The organism is Vibrio sp. nBUS_14 (assembly GCF_051201655.1).
Classification (GTDB): Bacteria; Pseudomonadota; Gammaproteobacteria; order Enterobacterales; family Vibrionaceae; genus Vibrio.
Window position 1 is genome coordinate 647,793 of sequence record NZ_CP179207.1, and the last position, 24,285, is coordinate 672,077.

The following is a 24,285-nucleotide window of genomic DNA, read 5'->3' on the forward strand; positions in this document are numbered from 1 at the left end:
CTTCAGCGACTTGATGGCCACTGAAGCTTTGCGACTTTTGTTAGGCGATCTTCTCTTCCAATAGTGGTTCGCCTACATCGCTTGGTTGACTGTGTTGATCGGTCAAATCCTGATTTCGATATTGTTTGGTTGGGCGCTTTTGTTCAAGTGCTTGGCCTTGATAGTGTGCGATCAGTTCACCCGCAACCGATACCGCAATTTCCGCTGGATGTTTACCATTCACCGCGCTTATACCAATCGGGCAAAGCATGGTTTCAATTTGCTCTTGGCTGTAGCCGCGTTGCTCTAAGCGGAAATCGAACTTCTTGCGCTTAGTCAGAGAACCAATCATACCAAAGTAACGGCTGTCTTCACGGTCGATAATGGCTTTGGTTAAGTCAAAATCGAGCTGGTGGTTGTGGGTCATCACTAGGTAATAGCTGTTCGGTGGCATGTGTTTCACTTCGCCAACCGGATCGTCTGAGACAAGCTTTTTCACACCGTGTGGTAGCGTTTCGGGGAACACTTCTTCACGTTCATCAATCCAGGTCACACGGAAGGGCAAGGTTGCGACAATGTGCAGCAGCGCTTTGGCAACGTGCCCAGCGCCAAACAGCACAAGGTGATTCTGTTGAGTGCCAATCGGCTCAAAGCTTAACGTTGCCATTCCGCCACAACATTGGCCTAAACGAGCGCCTAGGTTGAAGCGTTCCACTTTGAGCGATTTTTCGCTGGCAATCAGCATTTCACGCGCCATTTTAGTAGCCACATGTTCAAGGTGACCACCACCAATCGTAGCGATGATTCGGTCACGAGTAACAAGCATCTTGGTACCCGCATCGCGTGGAACGGAACCTCTATCTTCGAGCACCGTCACCATCACACATGGTTCATAGCTCTCTTCCAGTTTTGCCAGTTCGTGAATCCAATTATCCTTAAACATATGTCCTCCTAAATCCTTTTTATGCTTCCTAAGCTATTTATTACGCCTTAAACGATCCACATGAGCCTTAAGCCGTTTCTGATTGAGCATCGACCGAAGTCGGAGTCGTTTCAGTTACTTCCTGTATTGCCATCAGAATGCGTTCTGGCGTTGCAGGGGTGTTGAGCTTAGGAATCGCTCCATCGACAGCGACATAGCTAATGGCATCTTTCAGTGCGCTCCATACCGACATACCCAACATGAAAGGCGGTTCACCCACGGCTTTCGAGTTGAAGACGGTGTCTTCTGGGTTGTTACGGTTTTCTAAAAGGTGCGTCCTGAAATCAATTGGCATATCAGCAATTGCTGGGATCTTGTAACTCGCAGGGCCATTGGTCATCAAGCGACCTTGCTGGTTCCAAATCAACTCTTCCGTCGTTAACCAACCGACACCTTGCACAAAGCCACCTTCGACTTGGCCGATATCAATCGCAGGGTTCAATGAAGCGCCCACGTCATGCAGGATATCAACACGCAGAATCTTGTTTTCACCGGTTAGGGTATCGATGATAACTTCCGAGCACGATGCGCCATATGCGTAGTAGTAGAAAGGGCGACCGCGTGCTTTCTCGTGATCGTAATAGATTTTCGGAGTGCGGTAAAAGCCGGTGCTCGATAGCGAAATTTGGTTAAACCATGCCAGCTCAACAAATGAGTTGAAGGTCATGATCTCATCGCGGATCTGTACCATGCCATTCTTAAATACAACCTCTTCAGGCCACACTTTGAAGTGCGAAGAAGCGAAGTCGATCAGGCGCTGCTTTATGGTCATTGCGGCGTTTTGCGCGGCCTTACCGTTGAGGTCGGTGCCCGATGAGGCTGCGGTTGGTGATGTGTTCGGAACTTTGTCTGTGTTTGTAGCGGTGATCTGGATACGTTCGACATCGACTTGGAACTCCTGTGCAACGATTTGTGCCACTTTGATGTTCAAGCCTTGCCCCATTTCCGTACCACCGTGATTCAAATGAATACTGCCATCGGTGTAGATATGGATGAGCGCACCTGCTTGGTTCAAGAAAGTCGCAGTAAACGAGATACCGAATTTCACTGGTGTGATCGCTAGGCCTTTCTTCAAGATAGGGCTTTGCTTGTTGAACTCGGCAATGTCTTTACGACGGGCGTGATAGTCACTGCTGCGCTCAAGCTGTTCGGTTATCTCAGGTAAAAAGTTGTCTTCAACGGTTTGGTAGTAATGGGTTACGTTACGGCCTTCTTCGCCGTAGTAGTTCGCCTTACGTACTTCCAAAGGATCTTTTTTCAGGTAACGCGCAATCTCGTCCATGATGTGTTCGATGGTCATCATGCCTTGCGGGCCACCAAAGCCACGGTAAGCTGTATTCGATGCCGTGTTGGTTTTGCATCGATGACCCACTACAGTTGCATCACCTAGATAATAGGCGTTGTCTGAGTGGAACATCGCACGGTCTACGATTGAGCTTGATAAGTCTGGTGAGTAACCACAGTTACCTGCAACGGTAATGTCGGCACCTTGAATCACACCGTTGTCGTCAAAACCGACTGTGTATTGGTTGTAAAATGGGTGGCGTTTACCGGTTTGCTGCATGTCTTCGTTACGCAGCAGACGCATTTTGGTAGGTCGGCCTGTAAGGTGGGCAATAACCGCAGCCATACACGCTGGAGAGGCTGCTTGGGTCTCTTTACCACCGAAACCACCGCCCATACGACGCATATCAATCACGACTTTGTGCATCGGTATGCCAATCACTTCCGCAACCAGTTTTTGAACTTCGGTTGGGTTTTGTGTCGAGGTGTACACGATCATGCCGCCGTCTTCGGTTGGCATTACGCTACTGATTTGGGTTTCTAGGTAGAAGTGTTCTTGTCCGCCGATCTCTAGGTCACCAGAGATTACGTGTTTTGCTTTTGCCAATGCGGCTTTTGAGTCCCCACGTTGTTGAGTGTGGCTTTCTGTCACGAAGTGTTCTTTCTCTAGTGCTTCTTTTACATCAAGAATCGCTGGCAATTCTTTGTATTCAATAATGGCTGCATGTGCGGCTTTACGTGCCGTTTCTAAATCGTTGGCTGCTACAGCAATCACGGGTTGGCCGTAGTATTCAACTTTGCCATCGGCAAGAAGTGGGTCACCTGGAAGAATCGCACCTATATCCAGTTCACCTGGTACGTCTTTGGCTTGAATGGCAATCGCCACGCCTTCGAACTCGTAACACGGTGATAAATCTATCTTGGTGATGTTCGCGTGTGCTTGCGTGCTCAGGCGTGCGTATACGTGCAGCTGATTTGGGAACTCAAGGCGGTCATCAATGTATACCGCTTCGCCCGTAACTTGCTTGGCTGCACTGTCGTGTTTAACGCTTTTACCTACGCCAGTTTTTAGGTCTTGTTTTGCAATGGTAACCATCTCTTCGTGGGTCATCGCATGCTCGTGTGATTTAGACATAAGACGTTACCCTTGTTTCGATTTGGTTGTTTTTGTTCTGTCGTTCAATGAAGTAGCGACGCAGCATGTTGGCCGCCGACAATGAACGGTATTCTTGGCTTGCACGGAAATCAGAGAGCGGCTCAAAGTCGTTATACAGTTCCTGCATCGCTAACTTAATATTAGTGTCTGTCCACGGTTTGCCTAATAACGTATTTTCACAACGCGCTGCGCGCTTAGGTGTTGCTGCCATACCGCCAAAGGCGATGCGAGCATAGGAAACCTTGCCATCTTCAATTTGAATATCAAACGCACCACAAACCGCAGAGATATCATCGTCTAAACGTTTCGACACTTTGTAAGCTCGGAAGCTGTCATTGGTTGGCTTTGGAATAATAATCTGTTCAATGAATTCACTCTCTTTCTGCGCCGTCACTTTGTAGCTGATGAAGTAATCTTCGATCGGCATGATGCGAGACTCATCCCCACAGCGCAGTTTAATTTTCGCGTTAAGCGCAATTAGTAGAGGAGGCGTATCACCGATAGGCGAAGCATTGGCAACATTACCTCCGATGGTGCCTTGGTTACGTACTTGCAGCGAAGCAAAGCGGTGTAGCAGCTCACCAAAATCTGGATAGTGTTTTTTCAGTAGTGAGTAAGAGTCACTGATTGGAAGGTTGGCACCAATGATTAAGTCGGTGTCTGTCTCTTCACATACCTTCATGTCTTCAACAAGGTTTACGCTGATCAGTGTTTCAATCTCGCGATGGAATTGCGTCACTTCCAGTGCTAAATCCGTGCCGCCAGCAACCAGCTTAGCGTTTGGATGCGCTTGAAAAAGCTTGGCCAACTCATCAGTACTTCTCGGGGAAAAAGCAGTGAGGTGGCCAAGACGTAAGTTGGCTTCGGTGTCTTGAATACTTTCGAGTTTCTCGATGGTTTTTCGCTCGAGTTCAGCAAATTGATCAATCAAAGGTTGGTCTGTTGAAAGCGACATTGCAGCATCAACAATAGGGCGGTAGCCAGTACAACGGCATAGGTTACCTGCCAATGATTCCATTACGTCTTCTTTGCTTGCATCAGGCTTGTTTTTACCAAGCGCAAACATCGACATGATGAAGCCCGGCGTACAGTAACCGCATTGAGAGCCGTGAAAATCGACAACCGCTTTCTGTACCGGGTGTAATGACTTATCTCGGTTTTGCAGATCTTCTACTGTGATCAGCTGCTTACCGTGTAACGCTGACACAAATGTAAGGCATGAGTTCACCGAACGGTATTGCAGTTGTCCATCAACTACTTCACCGAGAACGACGGTACATGCGCCACAGTCACCAGACCCACAACCTTCTTTGGTACCGGTTTTATTAACCTTGGTACGAAGGTAGTTGAGCACTGTCATATTCGGCGACAGATTGTCTTCACGTCTTATTTCCTGATTGAGCAAAAAAGTAATCAAGAGACCTCCTTGTAAATCGACATTGTTCCATGTGTATTCTTTTTGACTTCTAGGTCAATAATTATCCATCCTGACCCTGTGGTCAACTATTTATTTACAAAAATGCAACAATGTAGTGCTCATTGGTATTGTGTACAATCCGATTTCATATTTAGGACTATGTTCTATATGGGGTTTTGCTATAGGTATTCAGTTTTATGCTATGACTGAATTGTTAGCTATGCATACAAAATGAAGGCAAAGTTTTTGGTGCTTGTTGCATTATGTAAACGAGAGCAAATTCGTCGTTTAGATCTGAATACGGAGTGTTTAGAGGCGAAAATGAACCGATCTTTGTGTTTAGTAAGCTGAGGAGTGCATAAAAAAGAGAAGTAAACATAGAGGCTTACTTCTCTCTTGTCTTGTTAACAAAAAGTTGTTAACAAAAAGCGGCTAAAAGAAGGTTGGTAACAAACAATTGCTAGCGGTTCGTTAGAAAGGTCGCTTGTTACGATTTGCTTTTAAGTAGATCAGAGAACACAACATGCAAGTCGCTTGATGCGGTGCTGCTGTCTAGATTGAGCTTAGATCGGATGTGGCTTAGGTGTTCTTTCATTAAGTCAACTGCCTGTTGTTCGTCGCCGGACTCAATCGCATCGAGTAACTGTTCGTGCTCGTCTTGAGAGCAGTTTGAGTGGATACCTGTTTCGTATTGAGCGATTAACAGGGACGTTTGAGAGACTAAGCTGCGTTGGAAAGCGAGCAGTGGTGCGTTTTCTGCCATTTCAGCAAGTTTGATATGGAACTCACCAGACAGTCGTAAACCAGAACCATAGTCGCCTTGTTCAAAGGCGCAGTTCTCTTTCGCAACCAGCTTTCTGCACTCATCGATCTGAGCTTTAGTCGCGTGTTTAACGGCAAGCTCTATGATAGCAAGCTCCATGACTTCGCGCGCTTTAAAGATCTGTTTAGCTTCATCTACTGTTGGTGCAGCAATCATGGCACCTCGGTTAGGACGGATCACCACAACTTGCTCTAAAGAGAGACGAAGCAAGGCGCGGCGGATGATTGTGCGGCTAACTCCGAAGATTTCTGCTAAAGCTTCTTCGCTTAATTTTGTGGCTGGAGGCAGCCTTTGTTCTAATATCGCGTCGAAGATATGGCAGTAAACAACATCGTCTTGAGTCTGGCCTGTTACTTTTGTTTTTACACCTTTGGAGACAGAGTTTTTGAGAGCTGTCATAGAGATAAGGGCCCTTGTTTAGTCGAGTCGAGTTGGTCGAGAGTAATTCATGAGTATTACTCTATATTGTATACATTTATCTATACAATGCCACCGAGTGAAAGTGCGATGCGCGCTTATTTGTTAATGACTTATAACATTTAGTTTGCAGGGAACTGTGTGCAATCTAAAGGTTTAAGCCATTATTCTTTAAACTAGACGCGATTATCACCACAACTGTACGCAACGATCTGGCTAATTTCGCTCAGGCTACGACCTGATTGCTGCTGCCATTCATTGAAAGCTTTACTTGCCGCAACTTGGGCTCGCTTGGTGTTACGTCCGCTGTCGATCACATCTGTACTTCTCAGGTGCGCTTCAACGTCAGAAGAGAGGATAAAGGTGTCTTTACCCATTTGACGCAGGGTGTAGGCGCCTGTATTTCCGCCCAATCGCTTGCCGTGTTTTTTCAGGTAATCCCACAGCTCAGTAATCCGTTCTGAAGGCCAGTCGGCTACCATTTGAGAGAAAGAATCCGCTTCACGCTTGGCATTGCGGATCATCATGGCATTAGCAGGAATCGTCATTACCTTGGTGAGGTGACGGATAATACGCGGGTCTTGCGCTTTCTGCTCCCACATTTCATTTGGCAGCATCAGCATTTTTTCGATGTCGAACTCAAAGAATACTTCTTCAAATTGCGGCCATTTCTTCCTCACTACACCCCATGAAATACCACACTGGAATACCTTTTGTGTGAAGGCTGCCAGCCAACGGTCGTCGGTGATTTTTGATAAATCGTCTTGTGAAAGAGGTGCACGAACAATCTTTTCGAGCTCTGTTGCACCGCCTTTACGGTGAGCTGCTCGTTGGTAAATGGTGTCGAATTTTTCTTGGGTCATGGAAGGTTCCAAATTAATGCGATTTTCTAAGATATGGGGTCGAATCTGGCAATTAAAACGAATTAGCTGAGCTTTAATTCCATTTGATACAAGGACCGCGTTTGGTTTTGTCGCAAAGTTAGGATGAAGTACAAGTGTACTGATTTTTAGATATAAATAGGCTGCTAGGACGTAAAATTGTTCCCAAGCAGATAAGCCTTCAGGATTATAGAGCTGTCCATCGTTAATTATCGACCATAGTTCCACGCCTGCTAAGGTGGAACTGGCTCCCTCATTAGATTTCTATCTTAGGCACTGATGCAATTTACCTTTCACTTTTCGGTGACTTTGCTCAACTATATTGTTCAGATATTTAACTTGAAACACTTCAACCAAGTTAATTATCTTTCTCACTAATCAGAGTTGAACATTGATGTTATGCAGTGCTAACGCGTTGGCTCCACTCTTATCGATAACCACTTTTTTGGTAACCCATTATGGCCGATTGCTTTAGTGAATAAAGCGCGAGCCACTTTCTCATCACGGCGATCGCAGAGTAAAAAATCAACCGCCCGGTAGTAATATTTCCACTGACCCTTGACGTTAATGTATGTTTCGTCCATTCGTCACGAAGAAGCGACTGGCTTTTTTATTTTACGTGACTGGTGCTCGAGTAAGGGAGCGTATTTAATGACCCAACGGTTCAATGTTGAATGGTTAACATTGAGGCCGCGATCAGCTTGTAGAAAACATAGTAACGAACGGACTGCCGTATGGTCTCAGAAGGAATGTAACGGCCAGTAAACTTAATAGTTATGATGTTAAAGCTGATGAATGTTAAGGGTGATCATAACCTATAGCCTTGTTTGCGACAAAACCTGAAATCATGATTTGTCAGATTTGTTCGCAATGCTCTCAATATACGTCGAGAGGTGGTTTTAGTCTCTCGTCCACTAGGCTTTAACCTTTTTGCTTCGCCTTGAGTTGAATTACATTTTTTTGCCAACGCTTGGTATAAGAACCACTTCGGGATTTGGAAAAATCATCAACGCTCCAGATGAAGACATGCTTGGGAAGTGATTTGAAGGAAGAGTGGTTCGGCTTTCTATTGGATATCAATACCGTGGCAAACTCTTCATCTAGTATGTCGTTTTGCTCAACGATTGGAAGTAACGTTGAAGAGGCGAGATCTTTTAGCTCTGGTTTATCAATCACGACTTGCATGAACTCTAAATCAAATAGAGCGGTCTCTAATTGAATCTGGCTTTGACGCAATGACTTGTGCATTTGGTCAAAGTTCTGATTTAACAGACGTTTAACCTTGTCTAATTCTTCGATTTGATGGTGCTCAATGACTAGCAATAGATCGCGATGGAGAATACCAAGCATGATTAAGCTGTTTGCAGGGCTTAGCCAAAAGTAACTGGCTGATTCACCTTGATGCTGTAAAGTCGCGACTTTCTCGCCCTTGGGTAATAACGCTTGTGCGACATCAATTGGTATAACGGCGATATTTTGGTTTCTCAGGGCAGGGTAAGCGTCTACATTTTTCCAAACAGACGATATTCCGATCACAGCATCTGCCATAGGGTAGGCTTCAGGTGGTTGTCGTTCCAACCAACCCGGAATACGTTTTATGTTGTACTTTGTAGGAGGTAACAGTGTCATTTCTATAGATGTATTTTCTACCAACTCTTGAGTCATGCTCGCGACAACGGGGACGATGGTAACCAGTTTTAAATGGGCAGACTGTTCAGTCGAATTTGCGTGAGCACAGCTAGAAACGAGAAGTAGCCCAGCGAATATGGAAGATATAAATTGAGTGGCGAATCGAATAGAAAACATGATTACGCAATCCTTTTTTGGGTTTGTCTATGAGCAAGGCTGACCAAGAACCATCCACAAGCAAATAGGGTAATTGCAGGACCTGCTGATATCGGCCATTGCAAGTACATTGGTATCAGCACACCAAATACAGATGCGGTACTAGAAAATAGAACGGATAGAATCAAAAGCTGTTTTAGATTTTGTGCGACTAATCGCGCACTGGCTGCAGGAATCAAAAGTAGCGCTCCAACCAGCACCGCCCCAATGATTTTCACAGATGCAACGGTAATCAGGGCAATTAAGATAACGAATGCGTAGTCGTGAGCTTTCACTTTAATTCGTTGGCTGTGTGCAATTTCTGGCGACACAGCAACTAAGTAAGCATGGTTGCCGTAGAAATAACTCATAGCGGCTACCATGATGCAGATGCTCGCTAGCATAATTAAATCAGTATGGCTGGCGACTAAAATCGATCCAAACATAACTTGTTCTATTAAATGTGCATTTACCTTCTTTGCCACATAAAGAAGTAATGCTGCACCCGCCGCCAAAGCAAACGACAGAAATACACCAATTAAGGCATCGTATGGGATCGTTGAACGTCCTTTCACCCACTGTAGCAGCAGAGCGAACAAAATGGAGAAGCTAAATAGACTGATAAGAGGGGATGTAGCGGGCTCGCCGAGCAGAATACCAATACTGACACCCGTTAAAACACTATGGCCAACCGCTTCTGAAAGGAACGCGAGGCGCTTTACTACAACAAGTGTTCCAAGCAGCCCGAGTAGTGGGCCGATCATCATGCTGGCGAACAGTGCATTAATGAGAAATTCGTACTCAAACATCTCAGGCAATAGACCTTGCTCAACCCAGTGAGCAAAAAACTTATAGATAATGTCCATGTTATTGCCTTATGTGGTTGGAATGGACTGTAACTTTGAAGGTTGCTGATACCTTTCAAAAAAGTCTTGGGCGCTAGATTGAACCTGCAGAGTCTTATCGATCCAATAGACGTTATGACAGTGTTGTTGAACTACTTCCCAATCGTGTTCCACCATCAGAATTGTACCGCCAGCTTGTTGGAATTTAGACAGCAATGCCAAGCACTGCTCTTGACCTTGTTGATCCAGTCCTGTCATCGGCTCGTCTAATATCAGTAGGCTTGGTTCTTTTAATAGGGTGATTCCTAGCACCAATCTTTGACGTTCACCGCCCGAGAGGTCACCAAGCTTTCGATCTAATTTTTTACTCAATCCAAGCTCTTCCAGTACTGACTGGACATTTGGACTCAGTGCTCGTTTGAACCATACTGGTCGAGTCGATAAGCTCATCAAAACATAATCACGAACGGAAATGGGTAGACTCGAGTCGAATGGTGATAACTGTGGCATATAACCGATGTTATGCGATTCTGTATTTGGCCAGTGAATCGCGACTTGTCCCGAATGATGAGTTAACCCTAATATGGTTTTTAACAGTGTGCTTTTACCACCACCATTCGGCCCCAAAATTGCGTGCCAACCACCGGCTTCAAACTGAGTTTCAACATGCTCTAATATTGTTAGGGCCCCTTCTTGTAAAGTGACGCTGTTGAGTTTGACGCTTGGTCCAGCAATCATGTCTGGTATTAATTGGCTCATGACTTCGGACTTTCCTCAGCGTATTTTAGTGACTTTACTAATGTCTTGAGGTTGTGCTGCATGTCTATCTCGACAAGGTCTTTGCGATAGTCCCCATAGGTCATATGAGAAAAGTGAAAGATGCGAGTACCAGTCACGTTTTCGATGACATTGATGTATTGGTTCGCCATGTTCAATTCGGTAAACAGGACTTGTACGTTGGCATTGCGGATTTTATTGATGGTATCTTGCAGTTGTGAAGCGCTCGGGGAGACGCCATGAGCCGGCTCAACCACCGCTGATACGGTCATACCAAACTCTTGTAAAAGGTAGCCGTATGCACCATGTGTGCTTGCGATACGAATGTCGCTGATATTTAGTTTTGCCACCTCTTTTAATGCACTAGATTTCATTTTTCGGAGTTTCTTTGCGTACATCAAAGCATTGCGTTGGTAATACTTTGCGTTTGCAGGATCGAGGTTGGCGATCCCTTTAGCTATCGTATAAATCTGGCGGACTGCGGCGTCAATGGAAACGAAAGTATGTGGGTTGTGAACTTGTCCGCCACTTTTGCTAATCAGTGGAACGTCTGCATTCGCCTGAATAACGGTAAGATCGGAGAGGTTCAAGCTTTCTAAAGCTTCAATGGCGAATTGGTCGTGTCCAATGCCATTCACAACAATGGCGTCCATTGACTTTAAACGAGTTAAATCTGCCGGTGAAAGTTTGTAAGCATGTGGATTAAATCCAGCATCAATTAGAGGAGTGACTGTGGCTTTATCGCCAACAATGTTACTAACGTAGCTGTAGTAAGGGTGTAACGTGATCCCAATATTCAGTTTAGCGAAAGCCAAAGAAGGGAATGTTAAGGGTAACACTGCGATAAGAATAGCAGCAGGAATACGAAAGATAGACATTAAGAAACCTTCATTAATGGCTGTGTAAATGGTTGGGGTTGATGGCGTTGCTATCGCGCCACAGCGTCATGTTTTGGGGTGAACATAGCTCGTCTACAGAAAGCGCATCAGATATACGCCAGTCTGTTGAAGCACTGTTGTTTTCATCAAAGATCAAACGAATTTGGTAGTCTGTGTTGCTGATTTGGGTGTTACCGATAAAACAGTGATTAGCTTGCGCCCAACTAACATTTGGTAGGCTCGCAATCGCATTTTGAGCGAATGGCGCTATTTCAAGATCCGACAGTTCGGAAAGTGTCGGTACGCCCATGTCCAGTTCCATCATCATACTTATTTCATCTGCCGCGATTGATAGACTGGTTAAGTGCGCGTGTAAACCTTCAGGTATGATGACTTCCTGTTCTTTTTGAGCTGGATACAACCAAAACAATAAAGATGATGCGATAACAATGATAGAAACCACGCACATTAGGACGACTCTATTTTCAACAACGCCATCAGCTGGTGGGACGACTTCAACAACCGCATCACCAGAAAGTGCTAGCTCGTCTTTACAGTCGATAGTTTGGTTCATTTTATGAGTTCCACTTAAATACAGTTTCTAGCTAGAGGGTATTGCTAACTTCGTCGTTAGATATCTCTAAAACGTGGCCAGGGCCTGCATCCATCAATATGAAATAATCACTGTCCGGTAAGGGGAACTGGTACATCGCTTGGTCATCGGTCGTTCCAGATGCGAGCACTTCGTCTTCGTCAGAAAAGATTTCCATAATGACATTCGGTGCTTTAGCGCGATTGGAAAAGCTTGCCTCGCATATCACTACTTTTTTCTCATTTGTTTGTTGTACGCTGCACGTGAGAATCGGGTAGTGCGCAAAACTTAATGAACTCATTAAAGTACTGCATATTGCGATTAAAAGAAAAATTGTCTTTCTTAACATGTTTAAAGCCTTCTCTACGCTTATTGGATATTGGTTGTTCGTTTGTCGAATGTCACTTTGCTGTCTGGTATAAGTGGCCAAGAAGTTTGATAAAACTCTCCGCTCCAGTCTTCGATGGTTAGCCATAGCTTAGGTTCTTCTGGCAGGGTTCTAGGGACTACAACATGAGCGGCTAAGTTGCCTGTCACACCATGAATAACAAAGCCAGGGGCTCGTAGGGTTCGTGGCTTTTTAAAATCCACATACATAAACTTAATGTTTGAAAAGTCGCCTTCCACAAAAGCGTTAACGTTAGTTTTTCGTCCTGGTGTTATTGGAGGTAAGTCTTTTTCTAAAAGGCCAAGCACGACTTGTAGGCTCACTCTCCACTCTCCAATAGTTTGTGGTTGGTAATGGTAACCGCCGCTATTTGTGCCTTCTCTTTGAAGTTTGAAAGCAATACTGATCCCGATACACATGACTAAAACGAACAGCCAGTTGAGGTACTTAAATCCTGACATTGGTCCACCCCAAGGTCGAATGACTAACCAAGTTCTTAATAGGTGTTTCTTGGTGTTAGACATTGAAGGTCTAATGACACGAGACACTTCTGAGCGAGTACGTTTGTAGTAAATGATCGTCCCGGAGATAGAAAGTGCTGTCATTGCAAACCCGAAAATGAACCAAACGCTCTTAACTAGTAGATCGGCTAAACCTGACTCACCGAAAGTACCGTAGTGGAGTGGCTTCATGGCTCTATCGAATCGACGCCCAAAACTTGCGTCCTCCATTAACCTAGAACCGATGATTGCTCCGGTATAAGGGTGAACAAAGTAAACACTGTCAACGGTGCTCGTCAGTAAATCGTCTTTCATTCCGCGAACGGAGTAAGCCATACCGTTGTGTTCAGGTGGCCTCAGTAATATGACGGTGAAGCTTGGGTCATGTTTGTTTACGGCCTCAATAATTTCGGCAGATGACAATTTAGTTGGTGTGTTTGTACCTAGCTGTTTAATGTCTCTTCTGGACAACCCCGGTTCGATGGGCATAGCCTCTACTACAGGAGGCGCAAGCTTATAAAGAACTAATGGGTTGTGATAAAACCACCAACTGCCGGATACGCCAATGATGAGTACAAACCAAAGCGACCATAGCCCAATGAATTTGTGGAGATCGGCGAGGAAGCGATGAAATTTAACCCCTCGATAACGAGGTAAAGTGAAAAAATGGCGCCAGAAGCGTCGATATGCAATAAGGCCAGTCACTAGCCCAATTAAACAAAGTACACCGAAGAAGTTGACGAACGCGCGACCAACCAGTGGCATGAAAAGGTTGGTATGCAGAATTCGAATAAAACTACCGACCGTTAAAAAGTCGGTCTCCCCTTTGAACTCACCTGAATAGGGGTCTATGTGTACAACGGTGAATCCACCACTTGTTGTGCTCTTTAATGCTGTCGCAGCCGTTTGTTCGCGATCAGCTGCTGTATAGAACGAAGAAATTCCGGACTCCGGAAATTGAGCTTGGAGTTTATCGTAGACGGCACCAGGATTCATTCGTTCTGGTGCCACGGTCGCTCTTTTTTCTGCATAAAGTAACCAATCGATCTCTTCATGAAAGACGGCAATGGTGCCACTTAGCAAGACGACGCAAAAGATGACGGATAGTTTCAGCCCAATAAAACTGTGTATTAAAAATGCAAGCCTACCTGCTGTAACCTTCTTGTTTTTTTTGTTCCTAAAAATGCGCTCGTTACTCTCGTCAACTGAGCTTCCAGACACTGACACATGCGTGTTCACACTGCTCTCCCTGCAATTATTTTTATTCTTAATGCTCTTCTAGACTTTTCATTTTTAGCTAAATCCAACTAAATCAGGGCATTATGTTCATTTATTTTTTTGGGTGATGATTATTAATAAAACCAATAACAAATGCAAATGATTATTATTATTATTATTATTACTGATCTAGTATCTTCGTCACATTCATAGCAAAAATATAAATAAGGAGATGTGTTTTGAGGATTTCAGCAACCGCATTAGCAGTTTTAGCTGCATTGTCTAGTGAGGCTGTTGCTCAGTCGGATAACACTGATATGAGTGAAGCAGAAGTGATCGTGGTAACAGGCCAGAAGATTGCTCGCTCAACACAAGAAACTAAGGAAAGTGTCGCAGTCGTAACCGATCAAGATATTGAAAGGTATGAATTGCAAGATCTGAATGACGTTTATGCTCTCTCTGCCAACGTTTATGACATGGGGGCTGGAGAGACGTTTGGTATACGTGGTGTATCACAAAACTCTGCTTCTACAGGTGGGGGCACTGGAGAGATGGGTAGCCTTTACATTGATGGCGTTGCTTATACTGGTTATGCGAGTCGTTTTTTGGCAAAAGATCTTTGGGATATGGAGCAGATAGAAATTCTCCGTGGTCCACAGTCTACTAACGTGGGTCGAAACGCACTGATCGGTGCCGTGGTTGTTGAATCTAAAAAACCTGAGCTTGGTTACTATGATGCTGCGATGCGAATTGGAGCGGGCAACTATGGACGTAAAGTGCTTGATGGCATGTTTAATGCGCCGATTAATGATGACGTCGCCCTAAGAGTTACCGGTCAATTTCATGAATCTGACGGATTTATGGAAAATGCTGAGCTAGGTAATGATGACTTTGATGCTCGTGAAAACCATAATGTTCGAGCACAACTTTTGATTGAACCGAGTGATGAGTGGAGCCTGAATCTTATGGCCCAGTTCGCTAAGTCGGATCGTGGACAAGATATCTACTACGTTAACCCAGCCAATGGTTACCCACTTGATAGCCGCATCTCTTATGATGATGTAGTCGCCCGAGAAAACTATGATGGTTTCACGGCAGCAATCGATTTTACTTATTATCTTACTGACCAATGGACTCTAAGTTCGCTCACCTCTTATCTAGATGGTGATTACGTGCGAACGGATGACTCTGACAGAATTCCGGGTGTAACAGGAAATCAGGTTGATCGAACGGTAGAAGATAGGAACATCGCTCAAGAAATTCGCTTTAACTTTGATGGCCAAGATTTTCGTGGTGCGGCTGGTGTTTACTTGACCCAAGTTGACCAAAAGATATCAACTAACCGTTTGCAGTTAGTTGGTGTTCACCCGTTGATTTCTAGTGGCCTAAACAACTTAGGTGCAGGTGCTTTAGAAGGGGCCATTCTTCCGCTTTACATGGAAAATGCACAGGTTGATGACCGCATCGCTTACGATAAGAGCGTTCAGAACGTGGCGTTTTTCACCGAATGGGATTATGACGTAACTTCAGCATGGACAGCTTCAACGGGTTTCCGTTACGACTATGAAAAGAGTGAAATCGCACCTGCTCAGCAGTCACGTAATGTCGTTGGTGGATTGAACTTACCTGATGCTGCTGGCACAGGTGCTGCAATTGACGCTGCTGCAGGATTGCCAGCTGGTATGGGTCAAACGATTCTATCAACGATCAACAATCAATTGAGTTCTTATGTCGGTTTCTCTGACCAACCTAAGCAAGAAACGTCTTACCACGCACTATTGCCACAAGTCGGTTTGACCTACAACGTGAATCAAGATGCGTCAGTCAGTGCTTTCTACAAACGAGGCTATCGTTCTGGTGGTACAGATATCGATGCTACAGGCGTTTCTCGTCGCTTTGATCCAGAACACTTAGATAACTTTGAATTGGCGATCCGTACTGCGTGGCTGGATGGAGATTTAATTTCAAATGCAAATATATACTACGGTGATTGGAAAGATCAGCAAGTGAATGTGTGCCCAGATGGAAACTCGATAAACTGCTACACCGAAAATGCGGGTTCATCAGAAATCTTCGGTTTAGAGTTTGAAAACACCTATCTGTTTAATCAAGACCTAACGTTATTCGCTAATCTAGGTTTTGCTAAAACAGAGTTTAAGGACTACGTAGGAGCACAGGGCGATCTGTCTGGAAACCAATTCGCATTTAGCCCTGAATTTACTGGATCTTTAGGCGCGAATTATTTCTTCACTGAGCGTGTTTATTCAACGGTGAGTATGGATTACATCGATGAAATGTACAGCGACCAAGAGAATAACGAGTTTTACAAAACCGATGCTCGTACCGTTTATAACCTAACGGCAGGCTATTTAGGTGATAACTTTAAAGTTGATGCATACGTGAAAAACCTAACGGATGAATTTTATATTCAAGGTAACTACTCTGACTACTTAGGCAATCAAAATATTAGAGCGGGCGCACCAAGAGAATTTGGTGCGAACCTAACAATATTTATGTAGTCAATTTTATAAAACAAACTGGTAAGGGCAGAGTTAATCTGCCCTTTTTTGTTACTATGAACTTGATTAATAAAGTTTTTTACCGCAAAGTTAAGATGAAGTACAAGTGTACTGATTTTTAGATGTATTTAGGATGCTAGGGCATAAAATTGTTCCCAAGCAGATAAGTCTTGAGGAGTATCGAGCTGTCCATTGATAATTATCGACCATAGTTCCACGCCTGTCAGGGTAGAACTGGCTCCCTTATTAGATTTCGAACCAAGGCGCTGATGCATTTTACCTTTCCCACTAACTAGAGTTGGACATTGATGTTATGCAGTACTGACGCGTTGGCTCCACTCTTATCGATAACCACTTTTTTTGGTAACCCATTATGACCGATTGCCTCGGTGAATAAGGCACGAGCCGCTTTCTCATTACGGCGATCGCAGAGTAAAAAATTAACAGTATGGCCGTACTTATCAACCGCTCGGTAGTAATATTTCACTGACCCTTGACGTTAATGTATGTCTCGTCCATTCGCCACGAAGAAGCGACTGGCTTTTTATTCTCGTGACTGGTGCTTTCTTCCTTGTTGGCTAACTATTTTTCTAAGCAAGTAGGCCGTTAAACTTCTGCGCTCAACTGTTCAAGAAAGCCACGCATGTAGTCGGTGCGTTTGTTGGCCTCTAACTTGGCGGATTCGGTATTCATGGTTTCAGCGAGCTTAAACAGCTTCACGTAAAAGTGATCGACGCTGTAGTGCTTGTCATCCAAGTCACGTTGCGTCGCGAACGGGTCTTCGTGGTTGTATAGTTCAGCGTTAAAGCTTTGACCAACGTACAGGCAGCGAGCAATTCCAATTGCACCGAGAGAATCAAGGCGATCCGCATCTTGCACGATTTGCGCTTCTAAGGTTTCCGGTGTGATGTTGGCGCTATAGCTGTGCGTGACAATGGCATGATGGATCTCATTAAGATAAGACGCGGGGTAGTTGATAGATTTAAGGAAAGAGATCGCCTTGTCTGCTGCCATTGTTGAGCTTTGGGCTCTATCCGGGTGGTTCTTAGGAAAGGTGAAGCAATCATGAAGACAAGCAGCTGGTAACACGACTTCAAGCTTAGCTTGTTCTTGAGCACATAATGTCTTTGCAGTTTTGACGACGCGCTTGATGTGGCTGATGTCGTGCGCTGCATCTTGTATCATCTCTCGCTGTGCAAAATCAAGCAGCTGGTCTTCAAACTTTTCCTTCACGCGTCTCTGTCTCCATATTTAGACGTTAGCAATCTTGTTGATTACCTAGCATTTATTTCACATCGACTATAACAGTTTCAAGCGCGAGTTTTTATCTTTTATAAAAGGAATATCCACAAAAAAACCGACTCTGTGAGTCGGCTTAATAGAGAGGTTTGTCTACGTTGATAAAAGGATTATCAACAGCAGTGATAGCTTAAGCTGCAGCTTGTTGAAGCTGTGCCAATACATCATGCAGAGAAGGGCTGATCGTGTGTCCAAGCGTTTTTACTTCGTCACATGGTTCGACTAAATCAGGGATCTGGAAGCAGATCATGTTGGCTGCCATAGAAGCGCGAATGCCGTTGTTTGAATCTTCAAACGCTAGGCAGGTTTCAGGGGCAACACCTAGGCGTTCTGCCGCCAGCAAGTAGATCTCTGGATGAGGCTTGCCGTGAGTCACTTCGCAGCCTGTGCTTAGTGAAGTAAAGTAAGAATCTAGGCCAGCCAACTCAAGTTTTTTCTTCGCGATATCAAGCTGAGTTGAGGTCGCCACCGCGATTGGAATCTCGTTTGATTTTAGCCATTCAAGCAGTTCAATTACGCCGTCTTTTACAGGGATCGCTTGGTTTTTAACAATTGCACTGTAGCGCGTGCGCCATTCGTTATTCAGTGCCGGGTAGTCTAGGTTTTCACCGTAGCCATTTCGAAAAATCTGTTCGATGGTTTTTGCGTTACAGCCAATGATGCCTAGGTAAATATCCTGCAAAAACGGAACACCTTGCGCGTGACATGCTTCTTCAAAAACCTGCATACAAAGTCGCTCGGTGTCGAGCAGCAGTCCATCCATATCAAAAATAGCAGCTTGAAATTCATATCCGTGGTTCTTTATGTGTTGTCATCGTAAGGGGGGTATTTTGACATAGTGTCTTGATATAGGCGAGTCAGTGTTCAGTTAGAATATGTCGAATTGTCTCGATAATATGCTCTTGAGTGACCTGGGGCGCGATTGGTTTCACCTGAAACAATATCGTTTGGTTATGAGATTGGTGTTTTATAGGCAATGCAGATCTAACAGAAACAATTATGGTTATCCCACATAACAAATCTAGGTTGAGTGCCTGTCTTCCTATTACAATTCATGAACTTACAGGCATATTAACGTGACCATAATCTTATAAAAAACAATTTGTGGAAGCATGCAGTGATAGTGTGACCAAGCAAAAAGTAAATGGAGGAACTTACGGACAAAATATAATTAGTCCACATTTTTATCAAGGTTTCTTATGTTGTATTTTGAGTTTCTATTTTTATTGGTCGTACTTTATATCGGCTCTCGGTATGGTGGTATTGGCTTAGGTGTTGTTTCTGGTATTGGTTTGGTTATCGAGGTGTTTGTCTTCAAGATGCCACCAACGTCTCCACCTGTCACCGTAATGCTGATCATCCTCGCTGTTGTTACCTGTGCTTCTATTCTTGAAGCGGCTGGTGGCTTGAAATATATGCTGCAAGTAGCGGAAAGGGTGCTCAGAAAGAACCCGAAACGCGTCACCTTGATAGCTCCGTTTGTTACCTACTCAATGACTTTTCTATTGGGTACTGGCCACGCGGTTTACTCAATCATGCCGATCATCGGTGATGTGGCATTGAAGAATGGCATTCGTCCTGAACGCCCGATGGCGGCTGCGTCTGTTGCATCTCAGTTGGCGATTACTGCATCGCCAATCTCGGCAGCTGTGGTGTACTACCTCGCACAGCTTACAGATATTCAACACTCCATAACTCTGCTTTCTATTTTGATGGTGACGGTTCCTGCAACGCTGTTCGGCACACTTTTGCTTTCTCTGTATAGCTTGAAACGCGGCAAAGAATTGAACGAAGACCCTGAATACCAAGCGCGTCTAAAAGACCTTGAGTGGAAAAAACGCATCGAAAGCACCACCGCGACTTCTTTGGATGAAGTTCTGCCAACTTCGGCTCGTACTGCGGTATTGATTTTCCTATTGTCGATTGTGGTGATCGTTATCGTGGCGATGGTGCCTGAGATCAGAACCATTGTAGACGGCGACAAGCCAATCAAGATGTCGGTCATTATCCAAATGATGATGCTCTGTTTCGGCGGTATCATCTTACTGGCAACCAAAACTGATCCGCGTGATGTACCAAATGGCGTGGTATTCAAATCGGGTATGGTGGCGACAATTGCTATCTTCGGTATCGCCTGGATGTCGGATACTTACTTCCAATATGCAATGCCTCAGTTCAAATCGGGCATCGTGGAAATGGTAACTAACTACCCATGGACGTTTGCGTTAGCACTATTCATCGTATCGGTTGTAGTGAACTCACAAGCCGCAACAGCACGTATGATGTTGCCTGTGGGCCTTGGTCTAGGGTTAGACCCAGCCTTGCTGATCGGCTTGATGCCAGCTGTTTACGGCTACTTTTTCATCCCGAACTACCCATCAGATATCGCAACAGTAAACTTCGATGTCTCTGGCACCACCAAGATTGGTAAGTGGTACTTCAATCATTCATTCATGTCGGTTGGTTTAATCGGTGTGGTCGGTGCATGTTGCTTGGGCTATGCACTAGCACAGATTTTTATCGCTTAATTGAACTAGCGATAACGAGATAAGAAACGAAAAACAGCGCCTATTGAGGCGCTGTTTTTGTATTGGAAACCCCTGCAGTTCGCTCCTACTAACTAACCTCATTAACTTTGGTTAAGTGAAAGTAGTTAACGAAACAATAGTCGCTGATGCTAACTTTTTAGGCCTTTACTATATGATCTAGCAAAATCGAAGAAGATCTTTTTGATCGGACTCTGAGCTGGATTGAATGTAATCAATTCTGTACTGATGGTGTCGAGATGATCGTTGATATCGATGATCTTGACGCCTTTTCGATAGTAATTCTTGACCGTTCCTGCATGTAAGCTGATACCAAACCCAGAGCTGACTAAGCCTAAAATGGCTTCGGTATCATAAGCTTCTTCCACTATGTTTGGCATGAAGCCAGCATTGCGACATACCCTTTGAATGATCTTGAAAAAATGAGTCCAGTTATTGGCATTCCCTAAAATAAACGACTCATGTCTTAGATCGATAAGGTCTATAGATGGTTTATATGACAGTGGATGAGAGTCTGGAACGATTGCGACGAGTGGGTCTTGCTGAAAAGGAAATGACGTGATGCCTTTATAGATTAATGGACCAGTAATGAAGCCAAAATCTAAACGTTCTTTTTCTAGAGACTCAATTTGATCGGCTGAAAACTGATGAATAAGTTCTAGTCGAATCAACGGGTAAGAATCTTTGAATGCCTTTAGAAGTTGAGGTAATTGACCTGTAATCGCAAAGTTCGTATAGCCAATTCTCAATGATCCTTCTTCCCCTATCTTCACGCGCATCGCACTCTTTTCTGCGTCGATTAACGATAGAAACGCTTGGTGTGCTCCCGCATGAAATGTTTTTCCCGCGTCGGTCAATTCTACGAGGCGAGTGGTTCGAATAAAAAGAATTACTCCCAGGTCAGATTCGAGTTTTTGTAATGATCTCGATAACGCTGGCTGAGCGATGTTGAGCTTCTCTGCAGCTCTTCGAAAATTCAATTCTTCCGCCAATGCAAAGAAGTGTTTTAGATGCCGGATTTCATAATTCAAACTCATACTCATTCCTAAAAGGTATCAAGATATATCTTTCTGATGCTTTACGGGAATCTATCAAATAATTAACATCCTGGAAACATTAAATTAAAAAGAGAATGATTAATGAACAATGTACTCGTCGCAGCAGATATTTTTTCTTTGGCCGAACAGGGTGAACTATGGGCAGGTCATTTGATTCCTGACCACTGTGTAAATCGTGAGTTGTCTTTTCCTACTATTGCTCCACATAACAAGTCTGTGATTGGTGCAATTGAATCTGGTAGTCCAGAAATCGTTAATCTAGCTGTGAATGCAGCTCGTGAAGGATTCAATAACGGCGAGTGGTCTAAATTGAACCCAGCGGAGCGTAAGGACGTGATGTACAAGTGGGTTGCGTTGCTTGAAAAGCATGCCGAAGAGTTAGCAGCACTCGATTGTATTGAAGCAGGTAAACCTATCGCTGAGTGTCTTGAAACTGATATTCCAGAAACTATTTCACTTATTAAGTGGTACGCAGAAGCGGTAGATAAGCAGTTCGGTAAGGTTTCACCAACTAATGGTGATGCGATGGGACTCATCGTCAAAGAGCCGATTGGTGTTGTAGGGGCGGTACTACCTTGGAACTTCCCCGCGTTAATGTTCGCATTCAAAGCTGGCCCAGCATTAGCTACGGGTAACTCTGTGATTGTAAAACCTGCAGAACAAACCTCATTGAGCACGTATCGCATGGTTGAATTAGCGCACCAAGCAGGTATCCCTGAATCGGCGCTTCTTATGGTCACTGGTTATGGTGAAGACACAGGCCAACCGTTAGGTTTGCACAATGATATCGACATGATTTCATTTACTGGGTCAACTGAAGTTGGTCGCAAGTTCTTAGAATATTCAGCACAAAGTAATCTAAAAGAGATCGTTTTGGAATGCGGTGGTAAGTCTCCTCAAATCGTTTTCTCAGACATCCCTGATATGGATGCCTTCATCGATGACATGCTAAACGCTGCATTTTGGAACATGGGTGAAAACTGCAGTTGTGGTTCTCGTTTAATTGTTGAGCGTACTATTCGCGACCAAATTATCGAAAAAATGATCACGAAAATGCGTGATTGGAAGATGGGCGACCCAACTCAGGCTGACACTATTGTTGGCCCAATGATTGAAAAAAAACACTTCGACAAAGTGAAAAGCTATCTAGATAAGGCTAAAAGCGAAGGCGCGCAATTGGTTTACGGCGGTACAGCCTCTGATGAGGTCGGCCTGTTTGTTGAGCCAACCATTTTTAGTGATGTGACTGCGGATATGAGCATCTTCAAAGAAGAAATCTTTGGTCCGATTCTAGCGGTAACGGCCTTTGATACCGAGGAAGAAGCTCTCAAGCTTGCCAATGATACTGATTACGGTTTAGCTGCCTCGATTTACACCTCTGATATCTATCGTGCTCAACGCGCAGCGGCGGCTGTGAATGCTGGCACTATCTCGATTAATGGTTTTTCTGAAGGGGATATCAGCACACCTTTCGGTGGTTTTAAGCAGTCTGGATTTGGCGGTAAAGACAATGGCGTTGAAGCATTTGACCAATACCAACAGACGAAAACTATTTGGTATGTAAATAAATAGCCGTTAATAAAAAGTATAGAAACTGATGCATATGTCGTTATATCGAGGATGATAGCGACATATCGTAGCCATAAATGAAAGGGGCGATTTTATGATTAAACCATTTGAGGTTAACTTGAGTGATGATATTTTGTTCAACATTAGAAAAAATGTTGCTGAGTACCAATGGGGTTATATGCCTGACGACGGTGGTTGGGATTACGGTACGAATATAAAATACCTCAAGGAGTTGTGTGACTACTGGGTGAACGAGTTTGATTGGCGTGAACAAGAACAAAAAATGAATAAGTTCTCGCAATTTACGGCTTCAGTTGATGGGATGAATATTCACTATATCCATATTCGCGGCAGCTCTGTAGAACCTCGCCCTCTACTTATTAGTCACGGTTGGCCCGGTTCTGTTGCTGAGTTTCTTGATTTACTTGAACCTCTTGCTTTCCCTGAGTTGTTTGGCGGCAAAGCAGAAGATGCGTTTGATCTTATTGTTCCTTCTCTGCCCGGTTTTGGTTTCTCTGACCGACCAGAAAGACCAATGGGACCAAGAGCTATGGCTAAGGTACTCAACAGCTTAATGACTGATGTACTTGGTTACGATGATTATCTGGCACAAGGTGGGGACTGGGGAAGCGCGATTTGTAGCTGGCTGGGTCATGATTATGCCGACCACTGTAAAGCGATCCACATCAACTTCCCGACGATGCGTCATATTGATGGCCCTCAAGATGAAGAAGAGCAAGCATGGTCAGATCGCGTAGATAGTGAATCTGTTATGGAGGATGGCTATCGAACTTTGCAAGCAACACGCCCACAGACACTAAGTTACGCTATGCAAGATAACCCAGTTGCTATTGCAGCTTGGATAGTTGAGAAGTTTTACTCATGGTCGGATCTAGACGATGGGGACATTGAAAGCGTTCACAGCAAAGATGAGATGTTAACCAACATCATGATCTATGTGGCGACAGGGACTTTCAACTCTTCCACTTGGATCTATTACGGACGCCGTGAAGAAGGCGGTCGTATTTTAGGTGAAAACGGTAGTCGTGTAGAGGTACCGACAGGAGCTGCACTGTTTCCGAAAGAGACATTGGCGTGGCCACCGAGGAAATACTCAGAACGTATGTATAACATCAAGAGCTGGACGGTTATGGAACGCGGCGGTCATTTCGCTGCAATGGAGCAACCTAAGGCGTTGATGGCAGATATTCAGCAATTCTTCCGCGGCATGTAACTTCGGTTGACTTACAAACTTTGAATTGTCTGTAAATTTTGGACTGTATTTGGGCGGTGATCTTTCCCTTTTCACTGAATGTTATTGTGGAAAGACCTC

At 44.4% G+C, this 24,285-nt stretch carries 20 protein-coding genes and 1 pseudogene; 4 read left to right on the forward strand and 17 right to left on the reverse strand.

Annotated elements, in window-relative coordinates; translation table 11 throughout:
- Nucleotides 1-40: 40 nt before the first annotated feature.
- The 13 genes and pseudogenes from xdhC to ACMAZD_RS20555 all read right to left on the reverse strand — a co-directional run bounded on the left by xdhC (nucleotide 41) and on the right by ACMAZD_RS20555 (nucleotide 13,982).
- Complete coding sequence (gene xdhC / locus ACMAZD_RS20495) at nucleotides 41-922, reverse strand: xanthine dehydrogenase accessory protein XdhC (RefSeq protein WP_435250385.1); 882 nt, start codon at nucleotides 920-922, stop codon at nucleotides 41-43.
- Between the two features lie 67 nt (nucleotides 923-989).
- On the reverse strand, nucleotides 990-3,380 hold the full coding sequence (gene xdhB / locus ACMAZD_RS20500; RefSeq protein ID WP_435250386.1) for a xanthine dehydrogenase molybdopterin binding subunit: 2,391 nt from the start codon (nucleotides 3,378-3,380) through the stop codon (nucleotides 990-992).
- On the reverse strand, nucleotides 3,373-4,818 hold the full coding sequence (xdhA, locus tag ACMAZD_RS20505; RefSeq protein WP_435250387.1) for a xanthine dehydrogenase small subunit: 1,446 nt from the start codon (nucleotides 4,816-4,818) through the stop codon (nucleotides 3,373-3,375). The genes xdhB and xdhA overlap by 8 nt, the downstream gene beginning before the upstream one ends.
- A 487-nt stretch (nucleotides 4,819-5,305) precedes the next feature.
- Nucleotides 5,306-6,040: a GntR family transcriptional regulator gene (locus ACMAZD_RS20510; RefSeq protein ID WP_435250388.1), complete on the reverse strand. Its 735-nt coding sequence runs from the start codon at nucleotides 6,038-6,040 to the stop codon at nucleotides 5,306-5,308.
- Between the two features lie 194 nt (nucleotides 6,041-6,234).
- A complete protein-coding gene (locus tag ACMAZD_RS20515) occupies nucleotides 6,235-6,921 on the reverse strand; it encodes a DNA-3-methyladenine glycosylase I (RefSeq protein WP_435250389.1) in 687 nt (228 codons plus the stop codon).
- A gap of 282 nt (nucleotides 6,922-7,203) precedes the next feature.
- Nucleotides 7,204-7,717: pseudogene (locus ACMAZD_RS20520) on the reverse strand (IS6 family transposase).
- Nucleotides 7,718-7,860: 143 nt separating this feature from the next.
- On the reverse strand, nucleotides 7,861-8,745 hold the full coding sequence (locus tag ACMAZD_RS20525) for a hypothetical protein (protein WP_435250390.1): 885 nt from the start codon (nucleotides 8,743-8,745) through the stop codon (nucleotides 7,861-7,863).
- Nucleotides 8,746-8,747: 2 nt separating this feature from the next.
- Nucleotides 8,748-9,629, reverse strand: coding sequence for a metal ABC transporter permease (locus ACMAZD_RS20530; protein ID WP_435250391.1), 882 nt, complete (start codon nucleotides 9,627-9,629; stop codon nucleotides 8,748-8,750).
- 9 nt (nucleotides 9,630-9,638) lie between these two features.
- Entirely contained in the window at nucleotides 9,639-10,367 is a 729-nt protein-coding gene (locus ACMAZD_RS20535) for a metal ABC transporter ATP-binding protein (protein WP_435250392.1), read from the reverse strand.
- Nucleotides 10,364-11,263 carry a metal ABC transporter solute-binding protein, Zn/Mn family gene (locus ACMAZD_RS20540; RefSeq protein WP_435250393.1) on the reverse strand — a complete coding sequence of 300 codons (900 nt, stop codon included), beginning with the start codon at nucleotides 11,261-11,263 and terminating at the stop codon, nucleotides 10,364-10,366. Before ACMAZD_RS20540 ends, ACMAZD_RS20535 begins: the two co-directional genes overlap by 4 nt.
- A 13-nt stretch (nucleotides 11,264-11,276) precedes the next feature.
- A complete protein-coding gene (locus ACMAZD_RS20545) occupies nucleotides 11,277-11,837 on the reverse strand; it encodes a DUF6162 family protein (RefSeq protein WP_435250394.1) in 561 nt (186 codons plus the stop codon).
- 31 nt (nucleotides 11,838-11,868) lie between these two features.
- Complete coding sequence (locus ACMAZD_RS20550; protein ID WP_435250395.1) at nucleotides 11,869-12,156, reverse strand: hypothetical protein; 288 nt, start codon at nucleotides 12,154-12,156, stop codon at nucleotides 11,869-11,871.
- Nucleotides 12,157-12,224: 68 nt separating this feature from the next.
- A complete protein-coding gene (locus ACMAZD_RS20555; RefSeq protein WP_435250396.1) occupies nucleotides 12,225-13,982 on the reverse strand; it encodes a PepSY-associated TM helix domain-containing protein in 1,758 nt (585 codons plus the stop codon).
- 218 nt (nucleotides 13,983-14,200) lie between these two features.
- On the opposite strand from ACMAZD_RS20555, the gene ACMAZD_RS20560 reads away from it, so the two are divergent.
- Entirely contained in the window at nucleotides 14,201-16,480 is a 2,280-nt protein-coding gene (locus ACMAZD_RS20560; protein WP_435250397.1) for a TonB-dependent receptor, read from the forward strand.
- Between the two features lie 292 nt (nucleotides 16,481-16,772).
- Here ACMAZD_RS20560 and ACMAZD_RS20565 read toward each other — a convergent pair whose 3' ends face one another.
- The 3 genes from ACMAZD_RS20565 to ACMAZD_RS20575 form a co-directional block, all read right to left on the reverse strand.
- On the reverse strand, nucleotides 16,773-16,967 hold the full coding sequence (locus tag ACMAZD_RS20565; RefSeq protein WP_435250398.1) for a DDE-type integrase/transposase/recombinase: 195 nt from the start codon (nucleotides 16,965-16,967) through the stop codon (nucleotides 16,773-16,775).
- A 119-nt stretch (nucleotides 16,968-17,086) separates the two neighbouring features.
- Complete coding sequence (locus ACMAZD_RS20570; RefSeq protein ID WP_435250399.1) at nucleotides 17,087-17,713, reverse strand: HD domain-containing protein; 627 nt, start codon at nucleotides 17,711-17,713, stop codon at nucleotides 17,087-17,089.
- Between the two features lie 196 nt (nucleotides 17,714-17,909).
- Complete coding sequence (locus tag ACMAZD_RS20575) at nucleotides 17,910-18,584, reverse strand: HAD family hydrolase (RefSeq protein WP_435250567.1); 675 nt, start codon at nucleotides 18,582-18,584, stop codon at nucleotides 17,910-17,912.
- Between the two features lie 394 nt (nucleotides 18,585-18,978).
- On the opposite strand from ACMAZD_RS20575, the gene ACMAZD_RS20580 reads away from it, so the two are divergent.
- Nucleotides 18,979-20,307, forward strand: coding sequence for an anaerobic C4-dicarboxylate transporter (locus ACMAZD_RS20580; protein WP_435250400.1), 1,329 nt, complete (start codon nucleotides 18,979-18,981; stop codon nucleotides 20,305-20,307).
- A 149-nt stretch (nucleotides 20,308-20,456) separates the two neighbouring features.
- Here the strand turns inward: ACMAZD_RS20580 and ACMAZD_RS20585 are convergent, their stop codons facing one another.
- A complete protein-coding gene (locus tag ACMAZD_RS20585) occupies nucleotides 20,457-21,362 on the reverse strand; it encodes a LysR family transcriptional regulator (protein ID WP_435250401.1) in 906 nt (301 codons plus the stop codon).
- A gap of 102 nt (nucleotides 21,363-21,464) precedes the next feature.
- Here ACMAZD_RS20585 and ACMAZD_RS20590 point away from each other — a divergent pair, with 102 nt between their 5' ends.
- Both ACMAZD_RS20590 and ACMAZD_RS20595 read left to right on the forward strand, forming a co-directional pair.
- Entirely contained in the window at nucleotides 21,465-22,955 is a 1,491-nt protein-coding gene (locus tag ACMAZD_RS20590) for an aldehyde dehydrogenase (protein ID WP_435250402.1), read from the forward strand.
- 91 nt (nucleotides 22,956-23,046) lie between these two features.
- Entirely contained in the window at nucleotides 23,047-24,186 is a 1,140-nt protein-coding gene (locus ACMAZD_RS20595) for an epoxide hydrolase family protein (RefSeq protein ID WP_435250403.1), read from the forward strand.
- Nucleotides 24,187-24,285 lie beyond the last annotated feature (99 nt).

What these genes read in the sequence shown, in the direction of transcription:
- ACMAZD_RS20525 (WP_435250390.1), bottom strand. Translation starts at nt 8,745, where the DNA reads ATGTTTTCTATTCGATTCGCCACTCAATTTATATCTTCCATATTCGCT.
- ACMAZD_RS20595 (WP_435250403.1), top strand. Translation starts at nt 23,047, where the DNA reads ATGATTAAACCATTTGAGGTTAACTTGAGTGATGATATTTTGTTCAAC.
- ACMAZD_RS20540 (WP_435250393.1), bottom strand. Translation starts at nt 11,263, where the DNA reads ATGTCTATCTTTCGTATTCCTGCTGCTATTCTTATCGCAGTGTTACCC.
- xdhB (WP_435250386.1), bottom strand. Translation starts at nt 3,380, where the DNA reads ATGTCTAAATCACACGAGCATGCGATGACCCACGAAGAGATGGTTACC.
- ACMAZD_RS20515 (WP_435250389.1), bottom strand. Translation starts at nt 6,921, where the DNA reads ATGACCCAAGAAAAATTCGACACCATTTACCAACGAGCAGCTCACCGT.
- ACMAZD_RS20530 (WP_435250391.1), bottom strand. Translation starts at nt 9,629, where the DNA reads ATGGACATTATCTATAAGTTTTTTGCTCACTGGGTTGAGCAAGGTCTA.
- xdhC (WP_435250385.1), bottom strand. Translation starts at nt 922, where the DNA reads ATGTTTAAGGATAATTGGATTCACGAACTGGCAAAACTGGAAGAGAGC.
- ACMAZD_RS20510 (WP_435250388.1), bottom strand. Translation starts at nt 6,040, where the DNA reads ATGACAGCTCTCAAAAACTCTGTCTCCAAAGGTGTAAAAACAAAAGTA.
- ACMAZD_RS20580 (WP_435250400.1), top strand. Translation starts at nt 18,979, where the DNA reads ATGTTGTATTTTGAGTTTCTATTTTTATTGGTCGTACTTTATATCGGC.
- ACMAZD_RS20585 (WP_435250401.1), bottom strand. Translation starts at nt 21,362, where the DNA reads ATGAGTTTGAATTATGAAATCCGGCATCTAAAACACTTCTTTGCATTG.
- ACMAZD_RS20535 (WP_435250392.1), bottom strand. Translation starts at nt 10,367, where the DNA reads ATGAGCCAATTAATACCAGACATGATTGCTGGACCAAGCGTCAAACTC.
- ACMAZD_RS20545 (WP_435250394.1), bottom strand. Translation starts at nt 11,837, where the DNA reads ATGAACCAAACTATCGACTGTAAAGACGAGCTAGCACTTTCTGGTGAT.
- ACMAZD_RS20550 (WP_435250395.1), bottom strand. Translation starts at nt 12,156, where the DNA reads ATGAGTTCATTAAGTTTTGCGCACTACCCGATTCTCACGTGCAGCGTA.
- ACMAZD_RS20590 (WP_435250402.1), top strand. Translation starts at nt 21,465, where the DNA reads ATGAACAATGTACTCGTCGCAGCAGATATTTTTTCTTTGGCCGAACAG.